The organism is Streptomyces sp. NPDC045678 (assembly GCF_056432085.1).
The window spans coordinates 1-17,607 of the sequence record NZ_JBWKJS010000015.1 but is presented as its reverse complement, the minus strand read 5'-3'; the positions used below and the strand labels follow the sequence as shown (position 1 = coordinate 17,607).

The window sequence follows — 17,607 nt, the reverse complement described above, 5'->3', positions numbered from 1 at the left end:
CTCACCCCCCGGTGGTGCTCCCGTCCGTCTTCGCCAGCTCCGACCTGCGGTACGAGTAGCTGAAATAGACGACGAGGCCGAGCACGAACCACACGGCGAACCGCACCCAGGTCTGCCACTGCAGGAACGTGATCAGCCAGATCGAGAAGACCACCCCGATCGCGGGCACCACCGGCATCCCGGGGCAGCGGAACGTGCGCGGCAGCTCCGGCCGCTTGTAGCGCAGCACGATCACCGCGACACACACCACGACGAACGCCAGCAGAATGCCGATGTTGGTCAGCTCGGCCGCCTCGCCGATGGGCAGGAACCCGGCGATGGCGGCCGACGCGACCCCCACGATCCACGTCACGCGCGTCGGCACGTGCCGCGTCGGATGCGTCTTGGCGAACCACTTGGGAAGGAGGCCGTCCCGGCTCATCGAGAACCACACGCGCGTGCAGCCGAGCATGAACGTGAACATCACGGTGAGGATGCCGATGATCGCGCCCACCGCGATGACGTCCGCGAGGCCACCGAGGCCCACGGACTTGAAGGCCGTGGAGAAGCCGCTCTCCGGGTCGACGTCCTTGTAGCTCTGCATGCCGGTGAGGACCAGGCACGCGAGGACGTACAGCACCATCGAGATCGCGAGGGAGTAGAGGATCGCCTTCGGCATGTGCCGCTGCGCGTCCTTGGACTCCTCGGCCGCCGTCGACATGGCGTCGTAGCCGAACACCGCGAAGAACACGGTCGCCGCGCCCGTGAACGCGCCGCTGACCCCGTAGGGGAAGAAGGGGTCGTAGTTCCCGGTCTCGATGTGGAAGAAGCCGACCGCGATCACGACGAGGACCACGATCACCTTCAGGACGACCACGATCATCTCGAAGCGCGCGGCGTTCTTGATGCCGAGCGTGAGCAGGTACGCGATGAACAGGCACAGCACCGCGGCGAACAGGTCGACCTTGTGCCCGTCGCCGGTGCCGGGCGCGCCCATCATCCAGTTCGGCAGCTCGGCGCCCATCTCCTCGACGAGGAAGCCGAAGTAGCCGGAGATGCCGATGGCGACCACGGCGACGATCGCGGTGTACTCCAGGAGCAGGTCCCAGCCGATGAACCAGCCGGTCAGCTCGCCGAGCACCACATAGCCGTAGGTGTACGCCGAGCCGGCCTTCGGGATCATGCCGGCGAACTCGGCGTACGAGAAGGCGGCGGCCGCGCTCGCGACACCCGCGATCAGGAAGGAGACCAGTACCGCGGGGCCCGCCGTGCCGTTGGCGACGGCCCCGGCGAGGCTGAAGATGCCGGCGCCGATGATGCCGCCGACGCCGATGGCGGTGAGCTGCCAGAGCCCGAGGGACTTGGCGAGTCCGCCGCCCGCCCCCGCCTCGGTCTCCTCGATCTGCTCGATGGGCTTGCGGCGCAGCACGCCGTGTCCCATCCGTAGTCCCGACATGAGCTCCACCTCTTCGCAGACGGCCGTCGGCTGATGGCGGATCATGATGGCCCAGTGCGGGACGCTACGGAAGGAGCCACACCAGGTCAGGTCATGCGGGTGTTACGGAACCACGGTGACCGGCCACCGGCCGGCCTTGACCAGACGGACGGCGACCGAGCCCACGATGCGGTGGCCCGCCTGCTCGGACGCGCCCACGACGACGGCGTCGGCCTTGAGGTCGTCGGCCGCGGTGACCAGACCCGTGTAGGGGTCACCGCGGAACGTGTGGAACTCCCAGCGGACGTCGAATATGTCCTTCACCCGCTCGGTGGCGGCCCGGATCTCCGCGATCAGCCCCTCGGCGATCTCGTCGGTGGTCTCGGCGACCGGCACCCCGAACGCGGCGCCCGCCGCCATCACCGGCTGGATGTACACGACGGCGAGCAGGGCCCGCTGCCGACGGGCCAGGCCACCGGCATATGCCGCCGCCCTCAGCGAGGAGTCGGAGCCGTCGACTCCGGCGACGATCACCTTGGGGCCGTCGGTGCCGCGTTCGAACTGCTGGGACTGGTCTTCACTCACGCCGGAAGATTAGCGGAGGCAGTCATACCGCCCGCGTTCCGGGCCGGGTGGGACGCGCCACGACGGGCCGCCTTCCCGGAGCCGCCGTGCCCCGTCCCGGGCCGGCATGCCCCGTCCCGCCGCTCTCGACCTGCGCGGTGGCACACCTCTTCCTAGAGTCGTGCCATGACGGTCAGCACGGAGGAGCCCGAGGCCAGGGGACGGATACGGGCCCGAGGCGGCTTCCTCGGCCGCGTCCCGGAGGGCTTCGCCGCCTTCTTCGGCGCCCTCGGCGTCTTCTGCGCGGTCCTCGCGGTCGTCTCGCCGCTGCGCCGCCTCCTCATGCCCGTCATCCGCGTCCTCGACCTCCTCACGGTGCCGGTCAGCGCGAACCTCGCGTACGCCGTCTTCCTCTTCCTGCTCGCCGCCGCGACCGCCGCGCGCAAGAAGGTCGCCTGGTGGCTCGTCGTCAGCTATCTGGGCCTGCTCCTCGCGTTCGACGTGCTCGGCGCGGCCCTCGGCTACTGGGCGGAGTCGCTGCCCTCCTTCGTGATCTGCGGCGCCGCCTTCGTGCTGCTGATCGTCGCCCGCAAGGAGTTCTCCGCGGACTCCCGGCGCGGCGCCGTGTGGCGGGCCATCGCGGTCCTCGCCGCCGGACTCGGCGTCGCGATCCTGGCCGGCTGGGGCCTGGTCGAGCTGTTCCCCGGCACCCTGGTACGTGGTGAGCGGCTGCTGTGGGCAGCGAACCGCGTCTGCGGCGGTCTCATCCACGGCCACGACTACTTCGACGGCTCCCCACCCCGCGGCCTCTACTTCTGGCTCGGCCTGTTCGGCGCCCTCGCCCTGCTCAACGCCGCCACCACGCTCTTCCGCTCCCAGCGCATGGAAGCGGCCCTGCACGGCGACGAGGAACCCCGCATCCGCGCCCTCCTCGGGGCCTACGGCGCGCAGGACTCGCTCGGCTACTTCGCGACCCGGCGCGACAAGGCCGTCGTCTTCTCGCCGAGCGGCAAGGCCGCCGTCACCTACCGCGTCGAGGCCGGCGTCTGCCTGGCCAGCGGCGACCCCGTCGGCGACCGCGAGGCCTGGCCGCACGCCATCGGAGCCTGGCTCGACGTGGCACGGCAGTACGCGTGGGCCCCCGCCGTGATGGGCGCGTCCGAGGACGGGGCGACCGCGTACGCCCGCGCCGGGCTCGGCGCGCTGCAACTGGGCGACGAGGCGATCCTGCACGTCGCCGACTTCGACCTGGACGGCCGCGACATGCGCGTCACACGCCAGGCCGTGAACCGCGTCCGCCGCACCGGCGCCACCGCCCGCATCCGCCGCCACTCCACCCTCACCGACGAGGAGATGGAGGAGATCGTCGACAAGGCCGACGCCTGGCGGGACACCGAGACCGAGCGGGGCTTCTCCATGGCCCTGGACCGCCTCGGCGACCCCGAGGACGGCGACTGCCTCCTGGTCGAGGCCCTGGACGCCGACGGGAAACTCCTCGCGCTGCTCTCCCTCGTCCCCTGGGGCAAGGACGGCATCTCCCTGGACCTGATGCGCCGCGACCGCACCGCACCCAACGGCGTCATGGAGTTCATGGTCGCCGAACTGTGCGCGGCCGCTCCTCGGTCCGGTGTGCGCCGCATCTCCCTGAACTTCGCAGTGTTCCGCTCGGTCTTCGAGGAGGGCGGCCGCATCGGCGCGGGCCCGGTGCTGCGTCTCTGGCGGAAGCTGCTCCTGTTCTTCTCCAAATGGTGGCAGTTGGAGGCGCTGTACCGCTCCAACGCCAAGTACCACCCCGAGTGGTACCCGCGCTTCATCTGCTACGGCGACAGCGGCGCCCTCGCCCGCATCAGCCTGGCGTCCGGCATCGCCGAGGGCTTCGTCTCTGTGCCGTCCCTGCGCAAGCTCTGGGGCAAGGGGCGCAAGCCGCGGGGCGTCACCCAGCCCGCGACCACCGAGGGCCTCCCGTCGATCGCCGCACTCGGCCTGTCCGGCGCGGACGACACCACCGACGCGGACCCGGCGTCCAGGCTCCCCGAACAGATCCGCATCCGGCACCACAAACTCGACCGCCTGCGCGCCGAGGGCGTCGACCCCTACCCCGTGGGCCTGCCCCCGCGCACCCACGAACTCGCGGCGATCCACCGCGACATGACGGCGTCCCGGGTCACGGTCGCGGGCCGCGTCATGCTCGTACGCGACTTCGGCGGCGTCGTCTTCGTCGTGCTGCGCGACTGGTCGGGCGACCTGCAGCTCGCCCTCACCCGCGACACCTCGGGACCCGACGTCCTGGACCGCTTCACCGCGGGCACCGACATCGGCGACCACATCACCGCCACCGGCACCGTCGGAGCCAGCGACCGGGGCGAGCTCACCGTCTTCGTCACCGACTGGCACCTCACCGGCAAGTGCCTGCGCCCGCTGCCCGACAAGCGGCGCGGCCTGACCGACCCCGAGGCCAAGGTCCGCAGGCGCTACCTCGACCTGATCGCGAGCCCCGGCGCCCGCGACGTGGTCCGCGCCCGCTCCACCGCCGTACAGGCACTGCGGCAGGGGCTGCTGGACCGCGGCTACCTGGAGGTCGAGACGCCGATGCTCCAGCAGATCCACGGCGGTGCCAACGCGCGCCCCTTCACCACCCACATCAACGCCTACGACCTCGACCTGTATCTGCGCATCGCCCCCGAGCTTTATCTGAAGCGGCTCTGCGTCGGCGGCATGGAGAAGGTCTTCGAGATGGGCCGCACCTTCCGCAACGAAGGCGTCTCCTACAAACACAACCCCGAGTTCACGATGCTGGAGGCCTACCAGGCCTTCGCCGACTACGACGTGATGCTCGACCTCACCCGCGAACTCATCCAGGGCGCCGCGACCGCCGCTTTCGGAGCCCCCGTCGCCCGCAAGGCCGACGCCGAAGGCAGGCTCGTCGAGCACGACATCTCCGGGCCCTGGCCCGTCAGGACGGTGTACGGCGCGATCTCCGACGCGCTAGGCGAGGAGGTCGACGCGGACACGCCGGTGGAGGCCCTGCGCCGGCTGTGCGACCGGGCCGCCGTCCCGTACACGACGGACGACGGCCGCGGCGACGTCGTCCTGGAGATGTACGAGCGGCTGGTCGAGGAGAAGACCGAGCTGCCCACCTTCTACAAGGACTTCCCGACCGACGTCTCGCCGCTCACCCGCCAGCACCGTACCGATCCGCGCCTCGCCGAACGCTGGGACCTCGTCGCCTTCGGCACGGAACTCGGCACCGCCTACTCGGAGTTGACCGACCCGGTCGAGCAGCGCCGCCGCCTCACCGCGCAGTCGCTGCTCGCCGCCGGGGGAGACCCCGAAGCCATGGAGGTCGACGAGGACTTCCTCGATGCCCTGGAGTACGCGATGCCGCCCACCGGAGGCCTCGGCATCGGCGTCGACCGGCTCGTCATGTTCCTCACCGGCCTGACCATCCGCGAGACCCTGCCCTTCCCGCTCGTCCGCCGCGTCTGAACGGGTGCTTTCGGGAGCCGCCCCGGTGTTGGTGTTCCGCGCCGGCCTTCCGCCATGCGACGGATTAGTCATGAAAGATGATCAGCTGACTCCGGGGCGGCGGGTCCTGCTCCGCGCCGCGGCGCTCCTCGGCCTGGCCACGACCGCGGCGTGCGGCGGAGCGGAGGCCCCGCCCGACCCGGGCCCCTCCGCCCCGGCAGGCGGCCCCGCCGGGGGCCCGCCCGCCGCCCGCCGCCTCAAGCCCTCCGCGTACCGCCTGCAACCCCTCACGGGATACGGCCCCCAGCGCGCGGGGCGGGCCCTGCCCCAGGTGCGCAAGGCGCCGATCCTGCGCATGCCGGGCCGTGAGCGGTCGATGGTCCTGTCGTTCGACGACGGACCCGACCCGCGCTACACGCCGGGCATCCTGCGGACGCTCCGCAAGCACGACGCGCGGGCGGTGTTCTTCGTCTGCGGCGAGATGGCCGTCGACAACATGGACCTGCTGCGGCAGATGGTCGACGACGGGCACCTGATCGGCAACCACACCTGGAGCCACCCGCTGCTGCCCCGCCTCGGCAGGGCCGCGATGCGGGAGCAGATGGAACGCACCTGCGACGTCATCGAGGAGGCGACCGGCGAGCCTCCCGAGTGGTTCAGGGCCCCCTACGGAGCGTGGAACCGCAACGCCTTCCAGCTGGGCGCCGCGCTCGGCATGGAGCCGCTCGCCTGGACCGTGGACACCCTCGACTGGACCGAGCCCGGCGCGGCGACCATCGTGCGGCGCGTGCGGGCCGGCGCGGGGCCCGGCGTCGTGGTGCTCTCGCACGACGCGGGCGGCGACCGTTCGGGCAGTGTCGAAGCACTGGACACCTACCTGCCCGAGCTGCTCGACTCCGGCTACCGCCTCACGGTGCCGAGCCGCTCCACGTTCTGAGCTTCCCTTCCGGCTGGTCGTCCTGCTCAGCGCACGGCGACCAGACGGGCGAAGACCACGACGTTCCCGTCGTATCCGGACTGCTTGGAGAAACCGCCGCCGCAGGTGATGACCCGCAATTCGGGAGTTCCGCTGTTCCCGTACACGCGCTTGCCGGGGAACTTGTTCTTGTCGAAGACCTCGATGCCGTAGATCTCGAAGATCGCCGTCTTCTTGTCCGCGCGCCCGACCTCGATGTGGTTCCCCTTCTTCAGCGAACCGAGACCGTAGAAGACGGCGGGGCCCCGCTGGTTGTCCACGTGGCCGACCACCACGGCCGTGCCCTTCTCACCGGGCGACACGGCGCCGGTGAACCAGCCCGCGAGGTTCGGGTCCTCGGGCGGCGGCGCGTCCACCCATCCCTCGGAATCCAGCCCCACCTGCATGATCGGCGCGTCCACCCGGATGCCCTTGATGCGCACGCGCTCGGCCGGCGAGAACGTGAGGGGCACCGGGGCGGCGACCCTCGCGTCGGGCGCACGGTCCGCCGCCGCGGCGGAAGCGGGCTGCGGCGGGCCCACGTCGAATTCCCCGGAGCCGTTGCGGATCAGCGCGAGTCCGGTCAGCAGGACAAGCGCCATCACACCCCACGGGGCGCGCTTCTTCTGCTTCTCCTCCTCCTGGAAATCCTGCATGTCCTGGAACTCGAACTCATCGGCCGGCTGGGACGAAGGCATGCTCTATCCCCTCTCGAACACGGCGGAGAGCCGCGTCCGTTGCGCGTACCAAAACGCTAAGCGCGGGGCGCGCGGCGTGCGAAAGGGCGGGAGCGAACGGGTGGCGACGGGGGCGAAGTGCGCCATCCGAGTCGCGCCGGACAGGATTTTTCTGACGGTCCGTGACCTGCGGAGATAGCGGGTTGCGCGGACGCGCCCCGGCGTGTCGTCTCACCGGGACGGCCGATCGCCGACATGCGGGTCCGCGCACGTCATCTGAGGGTCGGTCTGGGAGGCGCTCTCGCCGATCGACCGGGGACGGTATCCCCGGGGCGTCTTCCGCGGAGGATTGCCATGCGTACTTCTCGTATGCGGACCACACGTGCCCTCGCGGTCGCCGCGGCGGCCGTCGGTGCCGTCGGGCTCGCCGCCCCGGCCGCGTCCGCCTGGGCCGACCCGACCAACATCGTGGCGATGCCCAGCGTGATTCCGAGAGGGGGGCATCTGACGGTCACCGTCGACGGGTCGTCCTGCCAGACGTCCGGCAGCAAGATCACGTCACCCGCCTTCCCGGACACGAACCTGCACCCCATCACGGGCGGTTCGACGGCGAGCGGCACCGCGATCGTCCACAAGCACGCCCGTCCCGGCGCCTACGACATCACGGCCCACTGCGGCGGCAAGACGCTGACCCGCCCGGCCGCCTTCACCGTCATCCACGGCGGTGTGCGCGGCGGCGTCGGCGGCACCGCGCAGTCGGGCGCGACCGGTACCGACATGGCGATCGGTGGCGCGCTGGTCGCCGCGGCGCTGCTCGGTGGCGGTGTGTTCTGGATGCGTCGCCGCTCGGAGAACAGGATCTGACCACAGGTCCCGTACCGTCGTCGGGCCGGCGCGACCCCCTTCCGCCCCGCGCCCGGCACCACCCTGCTCGCACGGCAGGTGAACGGCGCCGCGCCCCCGGGATCCGGAGACATCCCGGGGGCCGCGCGCTGCGTCGAGGGGGTCAGGAGTTGTCCTCGCCGGTGCGCCGACGGGCCTTGTAGTACGCGGTGCCCAGCGTGCCGATGATCAGGGCGCCGCCGAGGGCGATCTCGTGCAGGTCCAGCCCGCCGAAGCTGCCGCCGACACCGGCCTTGACGCCCTTGTGGTGCTGGTTGTGCTGATTGTGGTGCGAGTTGTCGTCGGGGCGTCCCGTGGCGATGGTCAGGTCGGTCTTGTCGCTGCCGGGGTTGCTGCCGTTGCAGGTGAACGTCACCTCGTACATCGCGCCGGGCTTCGCGTCCCAGAACACGTGGGCGGTGGCGGACTTCTGCCCCTTGGGGATGGTGGTGTCGTCGAAGACGCCGGAGGTGACCTTCGTGTCGCCGTCGTCGCACCCGTCGACGTTGAGGGTGACCTGGCCGCCCGCGGCGACCGTCTTGGGGGAGATGCTGAAGCCGAACGCGGTGACGTTCTCCTCGCCGACGGCGGCCGCGGAGGCGGCCGGTGCGGAGAGGGCCAGCGCGGAAGCGGTGAGCAGAGCGGCCGAAGCGACGCGTATCGCGCGCATGGTGAATCCTCCGGGTCTCCGAGGGGCAGCTGCGGACCTTCTTCCGCTGGCGCCTGATATGCACCTCGATGCCCGAAACGCTAGGTACGGTCCCGGCGCGCCGCGATTCGTGTCGCGCGAACGGGGCAATCGTGTGGGCCGGTCGGGGGAACGGTGCGGCGTGGACGGCGAGGGCCGGTGATGTGCGAGGGGCGTCGGGTGCGGACGCGGGGTTCGCGGACCTCGGGGTGACTACGGCACATCGGACAGGTGGCGGGGGTGCCTTCAGGCGTGCGGCCATACGTGCCGGCCGCCGCGCCACTCGACGAGGTGCGGGTCGTCCAGCGCGATGTCGGCCTCGCCGAGCCCGGCCCGCCGCAGGAGTTCCGTCAGGTCCTCGTCGCTGCGGGCGACGCCCGCGTCCTGTCCGCGCACGGTGACCTGCCGCCCGCCGTCGGCGGCGGGCGGGTGGACGACGATCGGTGATTGCCAGGCCATGGGACCAGAGTGCGCTGTTTCGGCCCGCGGCGCACCGCGGTTCACGGCCAACGCGGACGCCGGTCGCCCCAACTGGTGCCGCCGGGGCGGGTGGTGGAGGAACCTCGCGATCCCTGCACCCGCCCCGGCCGGGGTCAGCCCCCGAGGTGGGGAAAGAGCGACTTGAACGGCTCCGCCGTCGCCGCGATGCCCCGGCTGTAAGGGGCGTCGAAGTCCCAGATCAGGAAGAGCAGGAAGGCGAAGAGAGCGGAGAACAGTCCGGCGAGGACCAGTTCGCGCGGTGTACGGCGGATCTGCAGGGCGAAGATCATGCCGATGGTGACGAGACCACCCGTGATCAGGCCGAACCAGACCACGCCGGGCATCGTCGCGCCGACGCTGTCGGCACGGGCGCTGCGCGCGTCGTCCGCGGCGGCCACCGCGTCGACCAGCGGCTGGTACGCCTGTGCCTCGAAGTCCGACTTCGGTTCGTAGTCGGTCACGTCGTGACGTACGCGCGACAGCAGCTCCGCACCCCGGTCGGTGAGTTCCCCCTTGGACTTCATCGTGTCCCACTCGGTGGTGACGACATGGCTGACATAGGTGTGGACGTCGTCCCGAATACGCTCCCGCACTCCCTCCGGGTAGATCCGCGCGCGCTCCGAGACCTCGTGCAGCGACTGCGCCTCGACGCGGACGTGTTCCTGGGCGGCGCCGCGCGCCTCCCAGACACCCGCGATGGCCAGGCCCAGCACGATGGCGTACACGACACCGATCATCATCGTCATGTACTCGATCACGTCCGGTGTCTCGGACGCGTCGTAGTCCGCCCCGGTCCTGCGGTGCCGCAGGAGGGTCACGATGAGCACGACACCGCAAGCGGCCACCATCGCGAGGGTGAGAACAAGCCATTCCGACATGAATTCCTCCGGCGGTCAGCGCGGGCGCAGCGCGGCGACGGCGAGTACGGCGGGTGCCGTGACGAGCAGGGTGAGCGAGACGAGGGACGGGCCGTGGCGCGGCGGCTGACTGCGGGGCCGGGCGTGGTACTCCGGATACGCCACGGGCTTCGGCTTCGGTTCGGCCTTGGGGGGCTTCGGCGGTCGGGGGGAGGGCTTGGGTTCGGATTTCGGCGCGGGCGCCGGTGCCGCGGCCTGCCGGTGGTGCGGAGGCGGTGGTGGTGCCGGGCGGACGGACGGCTCGGGTGGCTCGGGCGGCGCGGGGGCCGGGGGCGGCTCCGGTGCCGGCGGCTTGGGAGGCGGGGGCGGAGGCGGTGGTTCCGGGGGTGGGGGCGGAGGAGGTGGCTTCGGCGGGTGTGAGGGCCCGGCATGGCAGTCGGCGCCGTCGCCCGCGACGGCCACCGAGCCGCCACCCGTGGCGCCCTGACCGACCGACGCGTAGGCGCAGGCGTCGGCGGACGCCGAGCCGACGGCCGACGACGCGCCGAGCAGCAGGGCGAGTGCGACGAGCGCCAACACGCGTGTGACGAGGGGCGACAAGGCTCGCGGAGTTCCGTGCACGACGAGGAGCATGAGCCCCGCGCGCGCCCGCTACGCCATCCGAGCCACCGAATGACCCGAAGGGAGGACTCGTGGGCGTCACGTGTTTGACGCCGGGCGCCCGCGACCCCCCGCCCGTGTTCGAACACCGCACGTGTCTCACGAACCTCACACGCCCCGCACGCCGCACCTGCTCCACGTGCCGCGCAAAGAATCTTGTACCGCGGTTGAACGCGCCGCCCGGCCCGACCCGTACCTAGGGCCATGTTGCGACGCAAACGGGCGTCACGACACCTCTGCGGACAGTGGGAGTCAACGATGCTGTATCCAAGTGGGGGTTCCCCCAGGGCCTGGCGGAGCGCCTCGCTCGTGGCGACAGCCGCGGCCCTGCTGGCGCTGACGACGGCGTGCGGCCAGGAGAAGGGCGACCAGTCCCCGAACGGGCAGAACGTGGGCAACGAAGCGCCGGCGAAGGGCGACGGCTACGGCGGGGACGGCGGCTACGGAGAGGACTCCGGCGCCGCGGACAAGGGCGCGGACGCCAAGGCGGAGGCGGCCGGGCAACTCGCGGTGTGGGACAGCAAGAAGCTCGGAAAGGTCGTCACCGACAGCGAGGGCCGCACCCTCTACCGCTTCGACAAGGACACCGCACAGCCGCCCAAGTCCACCTGTGACGCCGCCTGCCTGAAGGCATGGCCGGCCGTCGCCGCCGACGGCGCCAAGGCCGCCCCCGGCGTCGACGAGTCCCTGCTCGGCGAGGTCACCGCCGCCGACGGCACCAAGCAGCTGACCATTGACGGCTGGCCGATGTACCGGTACGCACAGGACGCCAAGGCGGGCGACGCCAAGGGTCAGGGCGTCGGCGGCACTTGGTACGCCGCCGCCCCGGACGGCAAGAAGGCGGCGCCCGCCGCGGCCGACACCGCCCCCGTCGACCCCGCGGGCCTGTCCACCCGCAAGGACCCCAAGCTCGGCGAGATCGTCGTCGACAAGAACGGCATGACCGTCTACCGCTTCACGAAGGACTCCGCCTGGCCCATGAAGTCGGCCTGCACCGGCGCCTGCCTCGACAAGTGGCCCGTGGTGGCGCCCGTGGACAAGAACGACACTCGAGGAATCCTCAAGAAGGGCTTCACCGTGTTCGACCGGCCGGACGGCGGGAAACAGCAGACGATCGACTGCTGGCCGCTGTACACCTTCTCCGGCGACAAGAAACCCGGAGACACCAACGGTCAAGGCGTGGGCGGCACTTGGTACGCGGCGAGTCCCCAGGGCAAGCCGGTGGGTGCCCCCAAGTAGCCCGGCACGGCGCACGGACAGACCGGCCCGTCCCCTCCCATATCACAGGGAGGAGGCGGGCCGGTCGACGGTGTGGGACACGGCACTTGCCAAAGGCAGTGACCGAGAACGGACGGCCAATTTCCGTTTTGACTCGCTCCCTTGGCAGACGATCAGTAGCCTCACCCTCGAACACCGGATCGCCTGCGCCGTCCCCCTACGCCTTGGAGTCTTGATGGAGCGTCCCGCCTGGGCACCGCCCGGCATCGACCTCTCGATGCCCAGCGTCTCCCGCATCTACGACTACTACCTGGGCGGCTCGCACAACTTCGAGGTGGACCGGGAGGCGGCCCGCAAGGCGATGGAGTTCATGCCGGGGCTCCCGAAGATCATGCAGGCGAACCGCGCCTTCATCCGACGGGCGGTGCACCACGCCGTGGGGGAGGGCATCACCCAGTTCCTCGACATCGGCTCGGGGATCCCGACGTTCGGCAACGTCCACGAGGTGGCGCAGCAGGCCAGCCCCGAGGCCGCCGTCGTCTACGTGGACCACGACCCGGTGGCCGTGGCGCACAGCCGGGCCGTGCTCGAGGGCACCGAGCGCACCGCCGCCCTCGCCGCGGACCTGCGCAAGCCCCGGGACATTCTGGGCAGTTCGGAGGTCGCGTCGGTCCTCGACCTGGACCGACCGGTGGCCCTTCTCCTCGTCGCCGTCCTGCACTTCGTCGAGGACGCGTACGATCCTTACGCGGCGGTCGCCGAACTGCGGGACGCACTCGCGCCCGGCAGCCTCGTCGTCCTCAGCCACGCCTCGTACGAAGGGATCCCCGTTCCCCCCGAGCAGGCCGGCCGGACGGTCGGTGTATACAAGGACATCCGCAATCCACTGATCATGCGCTCGCGCGACGAGATCGCGCGGTTCTTCGAGGGATACGACATGGTGGAACCCGGCCTGGTGCCGATGCCGCACTGGCGGCCCGACACCGCGCCCGAGGAGGAGGATCCGTACTCCTTCTCGGGGTACGCGGGCGTGGGACGGAAGCGTTGAGCGGCGAGCAGGACGGACCCGAGGGCAGAATCCGCCGGTTCGCCACCATCTGGAGCCGTGCGATCTTCCCCGTCACGGCCACCTCGATGACCCGTCCCGAATTCGAACAGCAACTGGTGCCGCTCGCCGGGCGGTTGAGCGACGCGCTCCGGGAGCGGGTCTTCGACGCGGCGGAGAGCCAGGCCGTCGGCGCCGCGCTCATCGGCACGCACTGCACGGACCCCGAGGCGCTCAGCCGCACGCTCGACTGCGTCGACGCCTACCTGGTCCTGTACTGCGGCGGCGACGGACCCCGGGAAGAGCTGCGGGCCCGCTCAGCCCGGATCCAGCACGCCATGGCCGCGGGCTTCGCGCAGGCGCTCCGCGAGCGCACCCTCGCCGAGCAGGAGGCCATCTCCCGGGCCGCGCTGAACGCGCGCAGCGCCGTCGCCGAGGCCCTGCACGCCAGTGAGGCACGCTTCCGCGCCGTCTTCCAGGGCGCCGCGATCGGCATCGGTATCGCCGACCTCGACGGCACGGTCCTCGAGGTCAACGACGCGCTGATCCGCATGTTCGGCGGCTTGGAGCACCAGCTCCGCGGACGCAACGTCGGAGAGTGGACGCACCCCGACGACTCGCCCCACGTCTGGAAGCTCTACGAGGAGCTGGTGCGCGGCGAGCGCGAGCACTACCGCGTGGAGAAGGCCTTCTACCGCCCCGACGGCACGGTCCTGTGGACCAACCTGACGGTGTCGCTGCTGCGCGACGCGGACGGAGCGCCGCAGTACCAGCTGGCACTGATGGAGGACACCACCGAGCGCCGGCTGCTCAACCTCCGCCTGCGGTACGAGGCCACCCACGACGCGCTCACGGGACTACCCAACCGCACCCTGTTCTTCGAGCGCCTGGACAAGGCGCTCTCCGCGGGACACAACGCCCGGTTCGGGCTCTGCTACCTCGACCTCGACGGATTCAAGACCGTCAACGACAGCCTCGGGCACGCGGCCGGCGACCGGCTGCTCGTCGAGGTCGCCGACCGGCTGCAGTCCTGCGCGACCGCACCCGGCGAGATGGTGGCCCGGCTCGGCGGCGACGAGTTCGTGGCGCTCACCACGGGACCCGACACCGAGACCGAGGTGGACGAGCTCGCGGGGCGCATCATGAACGCCCTGGCCACCCCGATCCGCGTCGACGGGCGCGAGCTGACCGTGCGCGGCAGCATCGGCGTCGTGGAGGGCCCGGCCGGAGAGCGCGGCGCCGCGGAGGTCCTGCGCAGCGCCGACATCACGATGTACCGGGCCAAGTCCGCGGGCGGCAACCGCTACGAGCTCGCCGACCCCGAGGCCGACGCCCGCGCCATCACCCGGCACGGCCTGACCACGGCGCTGCCCGCGGCCCTGGAGCGCGGCGAGTTCTTCATCGAGTACCAGCCGCTCGTCCACCTCGGCGACGGCAGCGTGCGCGGCGCCGAGGCGCTGGTGCGGTGGCTGCACCCGCAGCACGGCATCATCGGCCCGGACCGCTTCATCCCGCTCGCCGAGCACACCGGTCTGATCGTGCCGCTCGGCCGCTGGGTCCTCGAGGAGTCCGTGCGCCAGGCCCGCCGCTGGGAGGCACGCCACACCGAGGCCGGCCCGCTGCGCGTCAACGTCAACCTGTCGCCCATGCAGCTGACCCACCCCGGCCTGGTCTCCGACACGGTCGACATCCTGGAGCGCGAGGGCCTCGAGCCGGGCGCCCTGTGCCTGGAGGTCACGGAGTCCGCGCTGATAGGAGCCGACGACGACCTGCTCAAGCCGCTGCGCAGGCTCGCCGAGATGGGCGTGGACATCGCCCTCGACGACTTCGGCACGGGTTACTCCAACCTCGCCAACCTGCGCCGCCTGCCGGTGAGCGTCCTCAAGCTGGACCGCTCGTTCACCCAGGGCATGCAGCACTTCCCCGCCGACCCGGTCGACCTCAAGATCGTCGAGGGGATCGTCGCACTCGCGCACAGCCTCGACCTCGCGGTCACCGTCGAGGGCGTGGAAACGGGCGCACAGGCGGACCAGCTGCGGGAACTCGGCTGCGACACGGCTCAGGGCTGGTACTACGCCCGCCCGGGCCCGCCGGACCGCCTGCACGAACTGGCGCTCGCGGACGCGACGGGCTGAGCGATGATCCGCTGGGCGTACGCGTTCATCGACCGTCCGCGCGAACGCTTCGCCGAGGCGGCCGCGTTCTGGGCGACGGCGACGGGCTCGCGACTCTCCGCGCCCCGGGGCGCGGCCGGTGAGTTCGTGACGCTGCTGCCCCCGGGGCCCGCCGACGCGTGCGTGAAAGCGCAGGCCGTGGCGGGGCCCGGCGGCACACACCTGGACCTCGCCGTGGACGACATCGCCGTCACCGCGGCCGAGGCCCGCGCGCTCGGCGCCACCCCGGTCCACGCGGAGGAAGGCCTTGAGGTGCTCCGTTCCCCGGCGGGCCTCGTCTTCTGTCTGGTGCCCTGGTCGGGCGAGGCCTCCCGCCCGGCACCGCTCACCGCCCCCGACGGCGCGGTCAGCCGTCTGGACCAGGTGTGCCTGGACATCCCCCCGGAGTCCTACGACGCGGAGATCACCTTCTGGACGGCCCTCACGGGCTGGAAGTCCACGAAGGGCGCACGCCCCGAGTTCCACCGCGTGACGCCCCCGCCGAACCTTCCGCTCCGCCTCCTCCTCCAGCGCCTGGACTCTCCGGGTCCCGCCGGAGCCCACCCGGACCTGGCCTGCTCGTCCCCGGCCACGACCCGAACCTGGCACGAGACGCTCGGCGCCACGTACGTGTCGCGGGGCGCGGCCTGGCTCGTCATGCGGGACCCTGCGGGCGTGACGTACTGCCTGACGGGCCGCGACCCGGAGACGGGCGGCCTGCCGTAACCGGTGCCCCTCAGCGTTCCAGCAGCATCCGCTGGAGTTCGCGCGCCGCCCGCGGCGGTGCCACGTCGCTGCGGTGGGCCAGGGCGATCGTGCGGTGGAGGCTCGGCTTCGCCAGGGGGGTCATGCGCAGGTCCGGGCCCGAGCGTTCCGCGACCATGCGGGGGACCACCGCCACGCCGAGGCCCGCGCGGACGAAGCCGAGGACCGCGTCCATCTCACCGCCCTCCACCGCGAACTCGGGCTCGAAGCCCTCGGCGCGGCAGGCGGAGACGGTGAGTTCTCGCAGGTCGTAGCCGTGGCGGAACATCACTAGGCGTTCGCCTTGGAGGTCGGCGATGCGGACCGTGCCGCCGAGGGGACGCGAGCCCGGTGCCGAGACCACCACCAGGTCCTCGCGGAGCAGTTCGATGGTCGTCAGCGCCGGTGAGGGCGAAGGCAGGGGGAGGACCACCAGCGCCAGGTCCAGGGCTCCGCGTGCGAGTTGGCGTACGAGATCGTGCGAGCCGCCCTCCTCGATGAGGAGCTGGATGCCCGGGTGACGGTCGTGGAAGGCGCGCAGGACGTCCGGGAGCAGGCCCGTGCACACGCTCGGAGTCGCGCCCAGCCTGATCCGGCCGCGGCGCAGCTGCGCCAGTTCCTGCACCTCGATGCGGGCCGTGTCCGCGTCGGCGAGGATCCGGCGCGCGAGGGGCAGCAGCGCCTCGCCCGCGTCCGTGAGCGTGATGTTGCCGCGCGCCCTGCTGAAGAGCTCGGCGCCCAGCTCCTTCTCCAGGGCCCGGATCTGCTGCGAGAGGGAGGGCTGGGAGACGTGCACCTCTTCCGCCGCCCGTGTGAAGTGCCGGGTCTCGGCGACGGCTACGAAGTAGTGGAGCTGCTGGAACTGCATACACGGAGCGTACGGGCATTCATAGCCAAAGGCTATGGAGATGAGCCGAACCATCTCTTGGACTGATCGGGACTTTCGGCCGTAGCGTCACTGGCATGGCTCTGGCAACGCGGACGGACAAACGGCCGTCCATGACCCGCACGCTCTGGGACTCCACCATCGGCAAGAAGACGGTGATGGCGGTCAGTGGCTTGATCATGCTGCTCTATCTGTTCCTGCACATGTTCGCGAATCTGAAGATCTTCTTCGGGCCCGCGGAGATCAACCGTTACGCGCACTGGCTCCGTACCCTCGGCGAGCCCTTCATGCACTACGAGTGGACGCTCTGGCTGGTCCGCGTCGTGCTGGTCGCCGCCGTCGTCGCGCACGCCACGTCCGCGTACCAGCTGAGCCGCCGCGACATCAAGGCGCGCCCCACCCAGTACGTGCACAAGCGGCGCGATGCGAGCTTCGCGACCCGCACCATGCGGTGGGGCGGGGTCATCCTCGCGCTGTTCATCGTCTGGCACATCCTCGACCTGACGACCGGCACCGTGCACCCGGGCGGCTACGAGCACCTGAAGCCGTACCAGAACGTCGTGGACACGTTCTCCACCTGGTACGGGAACGCCATCTACATCGTCGCCGTGGTGGCCGTCGGCTTCCACGTGCGGCACGGACTGTGGAGTGCCGCGCAGACCCTGGGCGTGGGCACCGCGACCCGCGACCGCGTCCTCAAGCCCCTCGCCAACGGTCTCGCCGTCGTGCTGACCGTGGGCTTCGTCTCCGTCCCCGTAGGTGTCATGACCGGAGTGGTGAGCTAGATGAGCGCCTTTGCTGAGTATGTGACCGGTGAGCCGGTTGTCGATGGCAAGGCTCCGGCCGGGCCGATCGCGGAGCGGTGGGACACCCGGCGTTTCGAGGCGAAGCTGGTGAATCCGGCCAACCGGCGCAAGCA

General features: G+C 71.2%; 16 protein-coding genes. 8 read left to right on the top strand and 8 right to left on the bottom strand.

The annotated features are described in order from the left end of the window. Position 1: 1 nt before the first annotated feature. A complete protein-coding gene (locus AC07DO_RS37870) occupies positions 2-1,435 on the bottom strand; it encodes an amino acid permease (protein WP_479066712.1) in 1,434 nt (477 codons plus the stop codon). Between the two features lie 102 nt (positions 1,436-1,537). Beyond that, positions 1,538-1,999: a universal stress protein gene (locus tag AC07DO_RS37865; RefSeq protein WP_479066710.1), complete on the bottom strand. Its 462-nt coding sequence runs from the start codon at positions 1,997-1,999 to the stop codon at positions 1,538-1,540. 165 nt (positions 2,000-2,164) lie between these two features. Between AC07DO_RS37865 and lysX the strand changes: the two genes are divergently transcribed. Both lysX and AC07DO_RS37855 read left to right on the top strand, forming a co-directional pair. Next, complete coding sequence (gene lysX / locus AC07DO_RS37860; protein ID WP_479066708.1) at positions 2,165-5,464, top strand: bifunctional lysylphosphatidylglycerol synthetase/lysine--tRNA ligase LysX; 3,300 nt, start codon at positions 2,165-2,167, stop codon at positions 5,462-5,464. 70 nt (positions 5,465-5,534) lie between these two features. Then, a complete protein-coding gene (locus tag AC07DO_RS37855; RefSeq protein WP_479066706.1) occupies positions 5,535-6,380 on the top strand; it encodes a polysaccharide deacetylase family protein in 846 nt (281 codons plus the stop codon). Positions 6,381-6,406: 26 nt separating this feature from the next. On the opposite strand, the gene AC07DO_RS37850 is transcribed toward AC07DO_RS37855, so the two are convergent. After that, positions 6,407-7,096 (bottom strand): class F sortase, encoded by a 690-nt coding sequence (locus AC07DO_RS37850; RefSeq protein WP_479066704.1) that lies wholly within the window; start codon positions 7,094-7,096, stop codon positions 6,407-6,409. 348 nt (positions 7,097-7,444) lie between these two features. On the opposite strand from AC07DO_RS37850, the gene AC07DO_RS37845 reads away from it, so the two are divergent. Continuing rightward, complete coding sequence (locus AC07DO_RS37845) at positions 7,445-7,939, top strand: LPXTG cell wall anchor domain-containing protein (RefSeq protein ID WP_479066944.1); 495 nt, start codon at positions 7,445-7,447, stop codon at positions 7,937-7,939. A gap of 142 nt (positions 7,940-8,081) precedes the next feature. Here AC07DO_RS37845 and AC07DO_RS37840 read toward each other — a convergent pair whose 3' ends face one another. The 4 genes from AC07DO_RS37840 to AC07DO_RS37825 form a co-directional block, all read right to left on the bottom strand. Further along, the gene (locus AC07DO_RS37840; RefSeq protein WP_479066702.1) at positions 8,082-8,627 is read right to left on the bottom strand and encodes a hypothetical protein; all 546 of its coding nucleotides are present in this window, start codon (positions 8,625-8,627) and stop codon (positions 8,082-8,084) included. Between the two features lie 264 nt (positions 8,628-8,891). Continuing rightward, a complete protein-coding gene (locus AC07DO_RS37835) occupies positions 8,892-9,104 on the bottom strand; it encodes a hypothetical protein (protein WP_479066700.1) in 213 nt (70 codons plus the stop codon). A gap of 134 nt (positions 9,105-9,238) precedes the next feature. After that, the gene (locus tag AC07DO_RS37830; RefSeq protein ID WP_479066698.1) at positions 9,239-10,003 is read right to left on the bottom strand and encodes a bestrophin-like domain; all 765 of its coding nucleotides are present in this window, start codon (positions 10,001-10,003) and stop codon (positions 9,239-9,241) included. 15 nt (positions 10,004-10,018) lie between these two features. Next, positions 10,019-10,582, bottom strand: a complete 564-nt coding sequence (locus AC07DO_RS37825) for a hypothetical protein (protein ID WP_479066696.1) — start codon at positions 10,580-10,582, stop codon at positions 10,019-10,021. A gap of 318 nt (positions 10,583-10,900) precedes the next feature. Between AC07DO_RS37825 and AC07DO_RS37820 the strand changes: the two genes are divergently transcribed. The 4 genes from AC07DO_RS37820 to AC07DO_RS37805 all read left to right on the top strand — a co-directional run bounded on the left by AC07DO_RS37820 (position 10,901) and on the right by AC07DO_RS37805 (position 15,784). Further along, positions 10,901-11,881, top strand: a complete 981-nt coding sequence (locus tag AC07DO_RS37820; protein WP_479066694.1) for an SCO0930 family lipoprotein — start codon at positions 10,901-10,903, stop codon at positions 11,879-11,881. Positions 11,882-12,095: 214 nt separating this feature from the next. Continuing rightward, entirely contained in the window at positions 12,096-12,908 is an 813-nt protein-coding gene (locus tag AC07DO_RS37815) for an SAM-dependent methyltransferase (RefSeq protein ID WP_479066692.1), read from the top strand. Then, a complete protein-coding gene (locus tag AC07DO_RS37810) occupies positions 12,905-15,040 on the top strand; it encodes a putative bifunctional diguanylate cyclase/phosphodiesterase (RefSeq protein WP_479066689.1) in 2,136 nt (711 codons plus the stop codon). Before AC07DO_RS37815 ends, AC07DO_RS37810 begins: the two co-directional genes overlap by 4 nt. 3 nt (positions 15,041-15,043) lie before the next feature. Continuing rightward, entirely contained in the window at positions 15,044-15,784 is a 741-nt protein-coding gene (locus AC07DO_RS37805) for a VOC family protein (protein ID WP_479066687.1), read from the top strand. Positions 15,785-15,794: 10 nt separating this feature from the next. On the opposite strand, the gene AC07DO_RS37800 is transcribed toward AC07DO_RS37805, so the two are convergent. Next, entirely contained in the window at positions 15,795-16,670 is an 876-nt protein-coding gene (locus tag AC07DO_RS37800) for a LysR family transcriptional regulator (RefSeq protein WP_479066685.1), read from the bottom strand. A 95-nt stretch (positions 16,671-16,765) separates the two neighbouring features. Here AC07DO_RS37800 and AC07DO_RS37795 point away from each other — a divergent pair, with 95 nt between their 5' ends. Then, positions 16,766-17,473 (top strand): succinate dehydrogenase, encoded by a 708-nt coding sequence (locus AC07DO_RS37795; RefSeq protein WP_479066683.1) that lies wholly within the window; start codon positions 16,766-16,768, stop codon positions 17,471-17,473. The last annotated feature ends 134 nt before the right edge of the window (positions 17,474-17,607 follow it).